The sequence below is a fragment of the Streptomyces capparidis genome (assembly GCF_054782095.1).
In genome coordinates, this window is record NZ_BAAGTD010000098.1 from 1 (window position 1) to 15236 (window position 15236).

Here is a 15236-nt window from a genome sequence, read left to right on the forward strand (position 1 = left end):
GGCCTGGTCTCGGACGAGGTGTGCTCGGCGGAGTACTGGGTGCGGCACGTCCGCGAGGCGGTCCGGTTCGCCGACGGCGTGACCACCCTCGCCGACCAAGGCGTGTCCACCTTCGTGGAGCTGGGCCCGGACGGCGTCCTGTCCGCGATGGCGCAGGAAGTCCTCCCGCACGACGCCGTCTGTGTCCCCGTACTGCGCGCGGACCGCCCCGAAGCCCACGCCCTCACCACCGCTGTCGCCCACGCGCACATCCGTGGTGTCCCCGTGGACTGGGACCGGTTCTTCGCGGGCCGGGGCGCCGCGCTCACCGACCTGCCCACCTACGCCTTCCAGCGCGAACGGTTCTGGCCGCGTGCCGTGGTGGGCACTGCCGGGAGCGAGGGCCGGTCGGAGTCGGTGGACGCCGAGTTCTGGGCGGCCGTGGAGCGTGGCGATCTCGGGACGCTGGGAGTTGCGGCCGAGTCCCCGCTGAGCGCGGCGCTTTCTGCGCTGTCGTCGTGGCGGCGTCGGCGTCGTGCGCAGGACGAGGTGGACGGCTGGCGGTACCGGATCACCTGGAACCCCATGGCGGGTGCGCCTGTGGGTGCGCTGTCCGGGTCGTGGGTTGTGGTGGTGCCGGTCGGTCAGGTGCGGGCGGGTCTGGTCGAGTCGGTGGCCGGGGCGTTGCGTGGCCGGGGTGCCGAGGTGGTGTTGGTCGAGGGCGACGCTGATCGTGGGGTGCTGGCGCGGCGGTTGGGTGAGGTCGGTGCTCGGGGTGCGGCGGGTGTGGTGTCGCTGCTGACTGTTGCCGGGGAGCCGGTCGTCGGGACGTTGGCGCTGGTGCAGGCGTTGGGTGATGCCGGGGTTGGGGCGCCGTTGTGGTGTCTGACCAGTGGTGCGGTGTCGGTGGGTCGTTCGGACCGGCTGGCCAGTCCGGTGCAGGCGCAGGTGTGGGGTCTGGGTCGGGTGGTGGCGTTGGAGCACCCGGACCGGTGGGGTGGTCTCATCGATTTGCCCGCCGAGGTGGATGAGCGGGCGCTGGACCGGTTGGCCGGAGTGCTCGCCGGGATCGGCGACGAGGACCAGCTCGCGGTGCGCTCCTCGGGTGTGTTCGTGCGCCGTCTGGTGCGTGCCCCGGGTCGTCGGGACGGTCAGGTGTCGTGGCGGGCGAGTGGGACGGTGCTGGTCACCGGTGGCACTGGTGCGTTGGGTGGGCAGGTCGCGCGGTGGCTGGCCCGCAACGGTGCTGAGCACTTGCTGTTGGTGAGCCGTCGTGGCCCAGCCGCCGAGGGCGTGGAAGAGCTGCGGGATGAGTTGACCGGTCTGGGTGTGGCGGTGTCGGTGGCCGCGTGTGACGTGGCCGACCGGGACGCCCTGGCCGCGCTGCTCGCCGACGTCCCGGTGGATCGTCCGCTGACGGCCGTGTTCCACACCGCCGGTGTGCTGGACGACGGGGTGGTGGAGTCGCTGACCCCGGAGCGGTTCAACCGGGTGCTCCGGGCGAAGGCGGACGCGGCCCGGCACCTCGATGAGCTGACCCGGGATGTGGAGCTGTCGGCGTTTGTGCTGTTCTCGTCGGTGGCGGGTGCGGTGGGGAATGCCGGTCAGGGCAACTATGCGGCGGCGAACGCGTTCCTGGATGCGTTGGCTGAGCGGCGTCGGGCCGAGGGGTTGCCTGCCACGTCGGTGGCGTGGGGTCCGTGGGCGGGGACGGGTATGGCGGCGGAGGAGGAGGTGGTGGCCCGTCGGTTGCGGGCGGGTGGCCTCACCCCCATACCGCCCGACCGGGCCATCGACGTCCTGGCGCGCGCCGTCGCGGAGGGCGGGGCGCAGCTCACCGTCGCCGACGTGGACTGGGTCCGCTTCCTCGACGCGTCCGCGCCGGGCCGCCGCGGTGCCCTGCTCGCGGATCTGCCCGAGGTCCAGGCGGCGTCGGCGGACGCCGACCGCGCCGGGCCCGACGAGCCTTCGGTGTGGCGGCGGCAGGTGCTGGCCCTGCCCGAGGGCGAGAGGGAGCCCGCGCTGCTCGAACTCGTGCGCTCCACGGTGGCGGGGGTGCTCGGCCACGCCTCGGCGGCGGCGGTCGTCGCGGACCGGGCGTTCAAGGAGGCCGGGTTCGACTCGCTGGCCGCGGTCCGGCTGCGCAACCGGCTGGTGGCGATCACCGGGCTGGCCCTGCCCACCACGATGGTCTACGACCACCCGACTCCCGCCGCCCTGTCCCGTCTGCTGCTGGCGGAGCTCACGGGAGCGGACCGCGCGGCGGCGCCCGCCGTGCCCGCCGCCGTCCCGGCGGAGGCCGAACCCATCGCGATCGTGGGCATGGCCTGCCGGTTCCCCGGGGGCGTGGCCTCGCCCGAGGACCTGTGGCGCCTGGTGTCCGCCGACGGCGACGCGATCGGCGGGTTCCCGGCGAACCGGGGCTGGGACCTGTCGAAGCTCTACCACCCGGACCCCGGCCACCAGGGCACCTCGTATGTGCGGGAGGGCGGGTTCCTGCACGACGCCGACCGGTTCGACGCCGAGTTCTTCGGGATCAGCCCGCGCGAGGCCCTGGCGATGGACCCGCAGCAGCGGCTGCTGCTGGAGACCTCGTGGGAGGTGTTCGAACGGGCGGGCATCGACCCGACGTCGCTCAAGGGCAGCAGCACCGGTGTCTTCGCGGGCATCAGCAACCAGGACTACGCCTCGGGCCCCACGTCGTCGGAGGACGGTGTCGAGGGCTATCTGAGCATCGGTAACGCGGGCAGCGTGCTCTCCGGCCGGGTCGCCTACACCTTCGGCCTCGAGGGCCCGGCCGTGACCGTGGACACCGCGTGCTCGTCGTCGCTGGTGGCGCTGCACCTGGCGGCCCAGGCGCTGCGGCAGGGCGAGTGCTCCATGGCGCTCGCGGGCGGAGTCACCGTCCTGTCCACCCCCGGCGTGTTCGTGGAGTTCTCGCGGCAGCGGGGCCTGTCCCCGGACGGGCGGTGCAAGCCGTTCGCGGCGGCCGCCGACGGGACGAGCTGGTCCGAGGGCGTGGGGGTGCTGCTGCTTGAGCGTCTGTCGGACGCCCGCCGCAACGGGCACCGGGTGCTGGCGGTGGTGCGGGGCAGCGCGATCAACCAGGACGGCTCGTCCAACGGCCTGACGGCGCCCAACGGCCCGTCCCAGCAGCGCGTGATCCGGCAGGCGCTGGCCAACGCGGGCCTGGCGCCGGCGGAGATCGACGCGGTGGAGGCGCACGGGACGGGCACGACGCTCGGCGACCCCATCGAGGCGCAGGCGCTCCTGGCGACCTATGGCCAGGACCGGCCCGGGGACCGGCCGCTGTGGCTGGGCTCGGTCAAGTCCAACATCGGGCACACCCAGGCCGCCGCCGGTGTCGCCGGGGTGATCAAGATGGTGATGGGGATGCGGCACGGGGTGCTGCCGCGCACCCTGCACGTGGACGAGCCCTCGCCGCATGTCGACTGGTCCGCGGGAGCGGTGGAGCTGCTGACCGAGGCGCGGCAGTGGCCGCGGGGCGAGCGGGCGCGGCGGGCGGCGGTGTCGTCGTTCGGCGTCAGCGGCACCAACGCGCACGTCATCCTGGAGCAGGCGGCCGACCCCGAGCGGTCCCCGGCGGCCGCCGTGTCCCCGGCGCGGGACGAGCCCTCGGCGCCCACCGCCTGGCTGCTCTCCGCCCGCACCGAGGCCGCCGTGCCGGAGCAGGCCGCCCGGCTGCTGGCCCACCTGCGGGACCACCCCGAGCCGCGGCCCGCCGACGTGGCGTACTCCCTGGCCACCACCAGGCCCGCGCTGCCGTACCGCGCGTCGGTGGTGGCGGCGGACCGGGACGGGCTGCTGCACGGGCTCGCGGCGCTGGCCCGCGGCGAGAGCGCGCCCCAGGTGGTGCGGGGCGCCGCCGGGCCCGGCGGGAAGGTCGTGTTCGTCTTCCCCGGCCAGGGCGCGCAGTGGGCCGGGATGGCGCGGGAGCTGCTGGCGACGTCGGAGGTGTTCCGCGCCCGGATGGAGGAGTGCGCCGACGCGCTCGCGCCGTTCACCGACTGGTCGCTGCTGGACGTGCTCCACGAGCGTCCGGGCAGCGCCTCGCTCGACCGGGTGGACGTGGTCCAGCCGGCGCTGTTCGCCGTGATGGTGTCGCTCGCCGCGCTGTGGCGCTCCTGCGGCGTCCACCCCGACGCCGTGATCGGCCACTCCCAGGGCGAGATCGCCGCGGCGTGCGTGGCGGGCGCGCTGTCCCTGGACGACGCCGCCCGCGTGGTGGCGCTGCGCAGCCGGGCCCTGGTGGCGCTGGCCGGGCAGGGCGGCATGATGTCCGTGCCGCTGTCCCCTGAGGAACTGGAGCCCTGGCTGGCGCCATGGGGCGAGCGGCTGGCCGTGGCCGCGCTCAACGGCCCCGGCACGGTGGTGCTCTCGGGAGAGCCGGCCGCCCTGGACGGGCTGCTGGCCGAGCTGACCGCGGCCGACATCCGGGCCCGCCGCGTCCCCGTCGACTACGCCTCGCACTCCCCGCAGGTGGAAGCCATCAGGGAGCGCCTGCTCGACCTGCTCGCGCCGATCGCCCCCGTCACCGCCGAGGTGCCGTTCCACTCCACGGTCACGGGCACCCGCATCGACACCGCCCGGCTCGACGCCGAGTACTGGTACACCAACCTGCGGCAGACGGTGCGCTTCGCCGCCGCGGCCCGCGACCTGCTCGACCACGGGCACCGCGTCTTCATCGAGGTCAGCCCGCACCCGGTGCTGGTCCCCGGGCTGCGCGAACTGCTCGACACGGCGGAGGAGCCCGCGGGCGGCGGCGTGGTGGTGGGTTCGCTGCGCCGCGACCAGGGCGGCCTGGACCGCTTCCTGACGTCGCTGAGCGAAGCCCATGTGCGGGGCGCGGCGGTGGACTGGCCCGCGGTGCTGGCCGACCCGCCGCACACCCCCGTGGACCTGCCGACGTACGCGTTCCAGCGTGAGCGCTACTGGCTGACGCCCGCCCCCGCGCCTGCGCCGCGCGACACCGACCCGGTCGAGCGGGGCTTCTGGGACGCCGTGGAGCGCGAGGACCTCGACGCCCTCGTCGGCGCGCTGCGCCTCGACGGCGAGACCGACCGGTCCTCGCTGGGCGCGGTGCTGCCCGCGCTGTCGTCCTGGCGGCGGCAGCACCAGGCGCTGGCCACCCTCGACACCTGGCGCTACCGGGTGGGCTGGCAGCCGCTCGCCGAGCCCGCGCCGGCCGAGCCGTCCGGCACCTGGCTGGTGGCCGTGCCGCCGGGGCGGGCGGCGGCCGAGGCCGCGGCGGCGCTCGCCGACCTGGCCCCGCACACCGTCCGGGTGACCCTGACCGCGGCCGACGGCGACCGCGCCGCGCTGGCCGAGCGGCTGCGCGCCGCGCTGGACGGCGGCACCCCCGTGGACGGCGTGCTGTCGCTGCTCGCCCTGGACGAGTCCGCGCACCCGGACCACCCGGCGCTGACCACCGGCCTCGCCCTCACCGTGGCACTCGTCCAGGCCCTGGAGGACCTGGAGCTCAAGGCGCCGCTGTGGTGCGCCACCCGCGGCGCCGTCGCCGTGGACCGCGCCGAGACGGTCACCTCCCCGCGGCAGGCCCTGCTCTGGGGCCTCGGCCGGGTCGTGGCCCTGGAGCAGCCCGGTTGCTGGGGCGGCCTGATCGACCTCCCCGACCTCGCCGAACTCCGCGGCGAGCGGACCCGCGCCCTGCTGCGCGCCGCACTGAACGCGCCGGACGGCGAGGACCAGTTGGCCGTCCGCCCGTCGGGCCTGCACGGATGCCGGCTGCTGCGCGACCCCTCGGCGGGCGACCCGCCGCCCGCCGGGCGGCGCTGGAAGCCCACCGGGACGGTGCTGGTCACCGGCGGCACCGGGGCGCTCGGCACCCAGGTCGCCCGCTGGCTGGCCCGCAACGGGGCACCCCACGTGGTCCTGGCCGGCAGGCGGGGCCCGGCCGCCGAGGACGCCGCCGCCCTGGAGAAGGAGCTCACCGACCTCGGGGCGCGCGTCACCCTGGCCGCCTGCGACGTCACCGACCGGTCCGCGCTGGCGGGCCTGCTGGCCCGGATCCAACGGGACCAGCCGCTGACCGCCGTCTTCCACACCGCGGGCATCAACCGGATGTCCCACGTCGCCGACCTCACCCCCGCCGAGATGTCCGCCGTCCTCGCGGCCAAGGTGACCGGCGCCGCCCACCTCGACGAACTCCTCGCCGACCGGCCGCTCGACGCGTTCGTGCTCTTCTCCTCCATCTCCGGCGTCTGGGGCAGCGGCGAGCACGGCGCCTACGCGGCGGCCAACGCCTACCTGGACGGCCTGGCCCAGCACCGCAGGGCCCGCGGCCTCGCCGCCACCTCCATCGCCTGGGGCCCGTGGGCCGAACGCGGCATGGTGGCCGACAACGTCGCCGGGGACCACCTCGACCGGCGCGGCCTGCCGCTGCTCCCGCCGAAGACGGCGATCGACGCCCTGCAACACGTCCTCGACCGCGACGAGACCTTCCTCGCCGTCGCGGACGTCAACTGGGAGCGCTTCGTGTCCGCCTTCACCTCCGCCCGCCCCAGCCCGCTGCTCGGCGCCGTGCCCGAGGTCCGGGACCTGCTCGCCGCCGCGACGCGGGAGCCCGACGCGGACGGGGACGGGGTGCCGCCGCTGACACGCCGGCTGAGCGGCATGAACGACAGCGAACGCAGGCGCGCCCTGCTCGAGCTGGTGCGCGGCGAGGTGGCCGCCGTCCTGGGGCGCGCCGACGCGCGCGCCGTGGAACCCACCCGGGCGTTCAAGGACGTGGGCTTCGACTCCCTGACCGCGGTGGAGCTCAGGACCCGCCTGGGCGACGCCACGGGACTGCGGCTGCCCGCCACCCTCGTCTTCGACCACCCGACGCCGACCGTCCTCGCGGAATTCCTGCGCGCCGAGATGTTCGGCGCCGGCCAGGAGCCCGAACCGGAGGCCGAACCTGAGCCGCACCCGCGGTCGCGGCCGGAACCGGAGGCGGACGCCGCGACGGACTCGATCGACCTCATGGACGTCGAAGGACTGATCCGGATGGCGCTCGACAACCCCGACTCCTGACCACGCCCCGAAGACGCCCGAAGACGCTCCAAGTGTGAGGCCGGCCATGACTGCATCCACCGACAAGATCGTTGAGGCGCTGCGGGCGTCCCTGAAGGAGACCGAACGCCTGCGGCAGCAGAACCGCGAGCTCGTCGAGGCGTCCCAGGAGCCCATCGCCGTCATCGGCATGGCCTGCCGCTACCCCGGCGGCGTGCGCTCGCCCGAGGGCCTGTGGGAGCTGGTGGCCTCCGGCGGCGACGGGATATCCGCGCTGCCCACCGACCGCGGCTGGGACATCAACGGCCTGTACGACCCGGAGCCCGGGCAGCCGGGCAAGTGCCATGTGCGGGAAGGCGGCTTCCTGCACGACGCCGCGGAGTTCGACCCCGAGGCGTTCGGGATCTCGCCGCGCGAGGCGCTGGCCATGGACCCGCAGCAGCGTTTGCTGCTGGAGACCTCGTGGGAGGCGATCGAGCGGGCCGCGATCGACCCCGCCTCGCTGCACGGGAGCGCCACCGGCGTCTTCGCCGGCGCCAGCCACCAGTACTACGGTCCCCGGCTGCACGAGCCCACCGAAGGCGTCGAAGGGCACCTGCTGACCGGCAGCGCGACCAGCGTGCTCTCCGGCCGGGTGGCCTACACCCTCGGCCTGGAGGGCCCGGCGGTGACGGTGGACACCGCGTGCTCCTCCTCCCTGGTCGCCATCCACCTGGCCGCCCAGGCGCTGCGCGGCGGGGAGTGCACCCTCGCCCTGGCCGGCGGTGTCGCCGTGATGGCGACTCCGGGTCCGCTGGTGGAGTTCTCGCGGCAGCGCGGTCTCGCGGTGGACGGGCGGTGCAAGGCGTTCTCGGCGGCGGCCGACGGCATGGGCATGGCCGAGGGTGTGGGGGTGCTGCTGCTGGAGCGTCTGTCGGACGCGCGTCGCAACGGGCACCGGGTGCTGGCGGTGGTGCGGGGTTCGGCGGTGAACCAGGACGGCGCGTCGAACGGGTTGACGGCGCCGAACGGGCCGTCGCAGCAGCGTGTCATCCGGCAGGCGTTGGCCAACGCTCAGCTCGAGCCGGGTGACATCGACGTCGTGGAGGCGCACGGGACGGGGACGCGTCTCGGTGACCCGATCGAGGCGCAGGCGCTTTTGGCGACTTATGGGCAGGGCCGGGACGGGGACCGGCCGTTGTGGCTGGGGTCGGTGAAGTCGAACATCGGGCATTCGCAGGCGGCGGCGGGTGTGGCCGGTGTGATCAAGATGGTGATGGCGATGCGGGAGGGTGTGCTGCCGCGCACCCTGTATGTGGACGAGCCGTCGCCGCAGGTGGACTGGTCGGCCGGTGCCGTGGGGCTGCTGACGGAGGAGCGGCAGTGGCCCGAGACAGGCCGTCCGCGCCGGGCGGCGGTGTCCTCGTTCGGGATCAGCGGCACCAACGCGCACACCATCGTCGAACAGGCCCCGGAACAGGACGCGGAGGCGGCGGCCGAGGGTCCGGCGCCCGAGGTGGCCGCCGCGGTGGGCACGCCGGTCCTGCCGTGGCTGGTGTCGGGCAGGTCCGAGGCGGCGCTCCGGGCCCAGGCCGAGCGGCTCCACGCACATGTGGCGGCGCTGCCCGAGGCCGACCCGAGGGACGTGGGCCTGTCCCTGGCCACGTCCCGGGCGGCGATGAAGCACCGGGCCGCCGTCGTCGCGGCGGACCGCGACGAGTTCCTGACCGGGCTGCGGGCGCTCGCGGAAGGCGACCACCGACCCGGGCTGGTGCACGGACTCGCCGCGGACGAAGGCGTGCTGGGGCTCCTGTTCACGGGGCAGGGGGCGCAGCGGGCCGGGATGGGCCGGGAGCTGTATGAGGCGTTTCCGGTGTTCGCGGAGGCGTTCGACGCGGTGTGCGCCCGGATGGACGGGCGGTTGGACCGGCCGTTGCGTGAGGTGGTGTTCGGCGGGGACGGGGAGTTGCTGGATCGGACGGTGTTCGCTCAGGCGGGGTTGTTCGCGCTTGAGGTGGCGCTGTTCCGGTTGGTGGAGTCGTGGGGTGTGGTGCCGGATTATCTGGCGGGGCATTCCATCGGTGAGTTGGCGGCGGCGCATGTGGCGGGGGTGCTGTCGCTGGACGACGCGTGCGCTCTCGTTGCCGCGCGTGGTCGGTTGATGCAGGCGTTGCCCGAGGGTGGGGCGATGGTGGCGGTGCAGGCCACCGAGGCCGAGGTGAGCGCTGTTCTGTCGGGTGGGGTGTCGATCGCGGCTGTCAACGGGCCGTCGTCGGTGGTCGTCTCCGGTGAGGAGCGGGCGGTGACGGAGGTCGCCGCCGTCTTCCAGGCGCAGGGCCGCAAGACCAAGCGACTCGCGGTGTCGCACGCGTTCCACTCGCCGTTGATGGAGCCGATGCTGGAGGAGTTCCGGCAGGTCGCCGAAGGGCTGACCTACCGCGAACCGCGTATCCCGCTGGTGTCGAACCTCACCGGCGGCCTGGTCTCAGACGAGGTGTGCTCGCCGGAGTACTGGGTGCGGCACGTCCGCGAGGCGGTCCGGTTCGCCGACGGTGTGCGCGCGCTCGCCGACCAGGGCGTGACCGTCTTCCTGGAGCTGGGCCCGGACGGTGTCCTGTCCGCGATGGCGCAGGAGGTCCTGCCGCGGGACGTCACCTGTGTGCCTGCCCTGCGCGCCGACCGCCCCGAGGCCCGCACCCTCACCACCGCTCTCGCCCACGCCCACGTCCGCGGCGTCCCCGTGGACTGGGACCGCTTCTTCGCGGGCCGGGGCGCCGCGCTCACCGACCTGCCCACCTACGCCTTCCAGCGCCGGCGGTACTGGCTGCGGACGCCCGCGTCGCACTCCCTCGGCGCCCTGCCCGGCGGCGTCGGCCTGCCGGACCACCCCCTGCTGGGGGCCGCCGTCAGCCTGGCCGGTGAGGACAAGTCGCTGCTGATCGGCCGCCTGTCGGTGGACGCCCAGCCCTGGCTCGCCGACCACGCGGTGCTCGGCTCGGTGCTGCTGCCCGGCACGGCGTTCGTGGAACTCGCCGTCCGGGCCGGTGCCCAGGTCGGGTGCGACCGCCTCGAAGAGCTCACCCTCGAAGCGCCGCTCATCGTGCCGGAGCACGGCGGCGTGGAACTCCAGCTCGAAGTGGGGGCGGCGGACCACGCCGGGCGGCGGCCGGTGACCCTGCACTCCCGCCCGGAGAGCGCCACCGGGCAGGACCATCCGTGGACGCGCCACGCGGGCGGGGTGCTCGCCCCCGCCGCGCCGTCCGGGGAGGCCGGGCTCGCGGCGTGGCCGCCGTCGGACGCCGTCCCGGTGGAGCTGGACGGGTTCTACCCGCGACTGGCGGAGGCCGGGCTCGGCTACGGCCCGGTGTTCCGGGCGCTGCGGGCGGCGTGGGTGCGCGGCGACGAGGTGTTCGCCGAGGTCGCGCTGGACGACGCGGCGGCCGCGGGAGCGGGCAGGTTCGGGCTCCACCCGGCGCTGCTGGACGCCGCGCTGCACGCCCTGGCGTTCGCCGGGTTCGCGGGCGAGCCGACACGGGTCCGGCTGCCGTTCGAATGGCGCGGCGTCACGCTGCACGCGCCGGGCGCGACGGCGCTGCGGGTGCGGCTCGCGCCGGCCGGGGCCGGGGCGATCGCGCTGGACGTCGCCGACGCCCTGGGCAGCCCGGTGCTGACGGCGCGACACCTGGTGCTGCGGCCCGTCACCGAGCAGCACCTGCGCAACGCCGGCGCCGAACGGCAGGACACGCTCTACCGGGTGGACTGGGCCACGGTCGCCGCGGCCCGGGAGACGGCGGCCGCGGACGAGCCCTCCGCGGAAGGCGCGGCCCACCTGGCCGTCCTGGGCACCGCTACGGCCGCGGCCCCGTTCACCGCGGTCGGCGCGGCGGAGTACCCGGACCTGGCCGCGCTCGGCGCGGCCCTGGACGACGGGCGGCAGGTGCCCGGCATCGTCGTCTGCCCGATCCCGGGCGGAGGGGACGGCGCCGAGGCGCCCGCCCTCGCCGAGGCGGCGCACAAGACCACCGCCGCCGTGCTCGACCTGCTGCGGTCGTGGCTGGGCGACGGCCGCCTGGACTCCTCCCACCTGGTGCTGGTCACCGGCGGGGCGATCGCCGCGGCCGACGACGAGGACGTGCGGGACTTGGCCGCCGCACCCGTGTGGGGCCTGGTGCGCTCCGCGCAGTCGGAGCACCCCGGCCGGTTCACGCTGCTCGACGCCGACGACCCCGCGGACGCCGCGCACCTGGTCACCGCCGCCGTGCGGACCGGCGAACCCCAGCTCGCCCTCCGCGGCCGGGACCTGCGCGCGCCGCGGCTGACCCGGGCCGCCCCGGCCGCGCGGGACGGCGCGCTCCCGCTCGACCCGGACGGCACTGTGCTGGTCACCGGGGCCACCGGAGCGCTGGGACGCCTGCTCGCCCGGCACCTGGTCACCCGTCACCGGGCCAGGCACCTGCTGCTGGCCGCCCGGAGCGGGGCGGCGGCCACGGGCGCCGCCGAGCTCAGCGCCGAGCTGACCGCGCTGGGCGCCGCGGTGACCGTCGCCCGGTGCGACGTGGCGGACGGCGAGGCGCTCGCCGCCCTGCTCGACGGGATCCCGGCGGAGCACCCGCTCACCGCCGTGGTGCACATCGCGGGCGTGCTGGACGACGGCCTCATCGACACCCTCACCCCGGAGCACGTCGAGCGGGTGTTCCGCCCGAAGGTCCGCGGCGCGCTGAACCTGCACCGGCTCACCCGCCACCTGGACCTGTCCGCGTTCGTGCTGTACTCCTCCGTCTCCGGGACGCTGGGCAGCTCAGGCCAGGGCAACTACGCGGCGGCCAACGCCTTCCTGGACGCGCTGGCGCACCACAGGAAGGCGCGGGGCCTCGCCGCGACCTCCCTCGCCTGGGGCCTGTGGGCGCCCGCCGAGGGCATGACGGGCACGCTGAGCGATACCGACCTGGCCCGCATGTCCCGCGCCGGACTGACCGGCCTCTCCGCCGACGAGGGCCTCGCCCTGTTCGACGCGGCCTGCGCCCGCGCCGAGGCGGTGCTCGTGCCGACGCGACTGGACGTCACCCGGCTGGAGCCGACCGGGTCCGTGCCGCCGCTGCTGCGCGGCCTGGTCCGCGGGCCGGGACGGCGCGGCCCGGCCCCCGCCGCGGGCGAACCCGGCGGCGGCGCGCTGGCCCGGCGCCTGACCGCCCTGCCGGAAGCCGACCGGGACCGGGTGCTGCTCGAACTGGTCCGCGCCGAGGCGGCCACCGCCCTCGGCTACGTCGACGGGGAGGTCGTGCCGCCCGGCCGGGCCTTCAAGGAACTCGGCTTCGACTCCCTCACCGCGATAGAGCTGAGGAACCGCCTCAACTCCGTCACCGGGCTGCGGCTCCCGGCGACCCTGGTCTTCGACCACCCGAGCCCCGCCGCGCTGGCCGAGTTCCTCGAGACCGAGCTGCTGGGCGGCCGGGAGCCGTCCCCGTCGCCCGCGCCGGGCACCCCGCGGGCCGTGGACGAGCCGATCGCGATCGTCGGCATGGCCTGCCGCTACCCGGGCGGGGTGGCCTCGCCCGAGGACCTGTGGCGGCTGGTGCTGGACGGCGCCGACGGCATCGGGGAGTTCCCGGACGAGCGCGGCTGGGACCTGGAGGGCCTGTTCGACCCCGACCCCGACCGCCCCGGCACCTCGTACGCCCGCGAGGGCGGATTCCTCCACGACGCCCACCACTTCGACGCCGAACTGTTCGGGGTCTCGCCCCGTGAGGCGCTGGCGATGGACCCGCAGCAGCGGCTGCTGCTGGAGACCTCGTGGGAGGTGTTCGAGCGGGCGGGCATCGACCCGACGACGCTCAAGGGCTCCCGGACCGGGGTGTTCGCCGGAGTGATGTACCACGACTACGGCGCCCGGCTGAGGACCGTCCCCGAGGAGGTCGAGGGCTTCCTCGGCACCGGGACCTCGAGCAGCGTGGTGTCGGGCCGGGTGGCGTACACGTTCGGGCTCGAAGGGCCCGCGGTGACGGTGGACACGGCGTGTTCGTCGTCGTTGGTGGCGCTGCATCTGGCGGTGCAGGCGCTGCGGTCGGGGGAGTGTTCGCTGGCGTTGGCCGGTGGTGTGACGGTGATGTCCACGCCGGGGACGTTCGTGGAGTTCTCGCGGCAGCGTGGTCTGGCGGCCGACGGGCGGTGCAAGTCGTTCGCGGCGGCGGCGGACGGCACGGGCTGGTCCGAGGGCGTGGGCATGCTGCTGGTGGAGCGGCTTTCGGACGCGCGCCGCAACGGGCACCGGGTGCTGGCGGTGGTGCGGGGCAGCGCCGTCAACCAGGACGGCGCGTCGAACGGCCTGACGGCGCCCAACGGGCCGTCGCAGCAGCGGGTGATCCATCAGGCGTTGGCCAGTGCCGGGCTGTCCACCGGTGACGTGGACGCGGTGGAGGCGCACGGGACGGGGACCCGTCTGGGTGACCCGATCGAGGCGCAGGCGCTGCTGGCCACCTACGGCCAGGACCGCCCCGAGGACCGTCCGCTGTGGCTGGGCTCGATCAAGTCCAACATCGGGCACACGCAGGCGGCTGCGGGTGTGGCCGGTGTGATCAAGATGGTGATGGCGATGCGGGAGGGTGTGCTGCCGCCCACTCTCCACGTGGACGAGCCGTCGCCGCAGGTGGACTGGTCGGCCGGTGCCGTGGAGCTGCTGACGGAGGCGCGGGAGTGGCCCGAGGTGGGTCGTCCGCGGCGGGCGGCGGTGTCGTCGTTCGGGATCAGCGGCACCAACGCCCACACCGTCATCGAGCAGGCACCCGCCCCGGCGGACGCCGTCGCCGTGGCGGAGCAGCCCGTGGTTCCGGCCCCGGTGCCGTGGATCCTCTCCGGCAAGTCCGCCGACGCGCTGCGCGCCCAGGCCGAACGGCTGCTCGCCCACCTCACCACCGCCACGGAGCCGAGCCCGGCGGACATCGGACACGCGCTGGCCACCGGCCGGGCGGTGCTTGAGCACCGCGCGGTGGTGCTGGGCGCCGATCGCGACGACCTCCAGCGGGGGCTGCGCGCGCTGGCCGAGGGCGGCGCGGCCCCGGTGGTGGTCCAAGGCGTCGCCTCCGACGACAGGGCCCGGCCGGTGCTGGTCTTCCCGGGCCAGGGCGCGCAGTGGGCCGGGATGGCCGAGGAGCTGCTGCGGTCGTCGCCGCCGTTCGCGGAGCGGATGCGGGAATGCGCCGCCGCCCTCGCGCCGTATGTGGACTGGCCGCTGTTCGACGTGCTGTCCGACGAGTCCGCGCTCGGCAAGGTGGACGTGGTCCAGCCCGCCCAGTGGGCCGTCATGGTGTCCCTGGCCGAGCTGTGGGCGTCCTACGGCGTCCAGCCGTCCGCCGTCATCGGCCACTCGCAGGGCGAGATCGCGGCCGCCGTGGTCGCGGGCGGCCTCTCGCTCGCCGACGGCGCCAAGGTCGTCGCGCTGCGCTCCCAGGTGATCGCGAAGGACCTCTCCGGGCACGGCGGGATGCTCTCGGTGGCGCTGCCCGCGGAGCGGGTGGGCGCGATGCTGACCGGATGGAACGGCCGCGCCTCCGTCGCCGCGGTGAACGGGCCGGGCTCGACGGTGGTGTCCGGCACCCCGGAGGCCCTCGACGCGCTGCTGGCCCGGTGCGAGGCCGACGGAGTCCGCGTCCGCCGGGTCCCCGTGGACTACGCCTCCCACTCGCCGCAGGTCGAGACCGTCCGCGAACGTCTGCTCGAAGAGCTGGCGGGCATCGCTCCGCGCACCGGCGGTATCGCGTTCTACTCGTCGCTGACCGGGGAGCCGACCGACACCGCCGACCTCGGCGCGGACTACTGGTACCGGAACCTGCGGCACCCCGTGCTGTTCGAACAGGCCACCCGCCGCGCCCTGGCGGACGGCCACACCGTGTTCATCGAGGCGGGGCCGCACCCCGTGCTCGCCGTAGGTGTGCAGGAGACGGCCGAGGACACCGGGCGCGAGGCGGTCACCCTCGACTCCTCGCGCCGGGACGACGGCGGCCTCGTCCACTTCCTGCGCTCGCTGGCCGAGGCCCATGTGCACGGAGTCGCGGTGGACTGGGGCCGCCACTTCGCGGGCCTCACGCCGCGGCGGGCGGAGCTGCCCACCTACGCGTTCCAGCGCCGCCCGTACTGGCTGGACGCGGGCGTGCCCGCCGGAGCCGTCGAGTCGGCGGGGGTCAGTGCTGCGGATCATCCGCTGTTGGGTGCGGCTGTGGAGTTGCCGGATTCGGGTGGGTTGTTGTTCA

General features: G+C 75.4%; 1 protein-coding gene and 1 pseudogene. Both read left to right on the forward strand.

Going from position 1 to position 15236, the window contains the following annotated elements; genetic code table 11:
* Positions 1 to 39 precede the first annotated feature (39 nt).
* Positions 40 to 7035 (forward strand): type I polyketide synthase, encoded by a 6996-nt coding sequence (locus ACYVO2_RS36605; protein ID WP_461012448.1) that lies wholly within the window; start codon positions 40 to 42, stop codon positions 7033 to 7035.
* A gap of 61 nt (positions 7036 to 7096) precedes the next feature.
* Positions 7097 to 15236, forward strand: a pseudogene (locus ACYVO2_RS36610) (type I polyketide synthase); the annotation flags it as partial.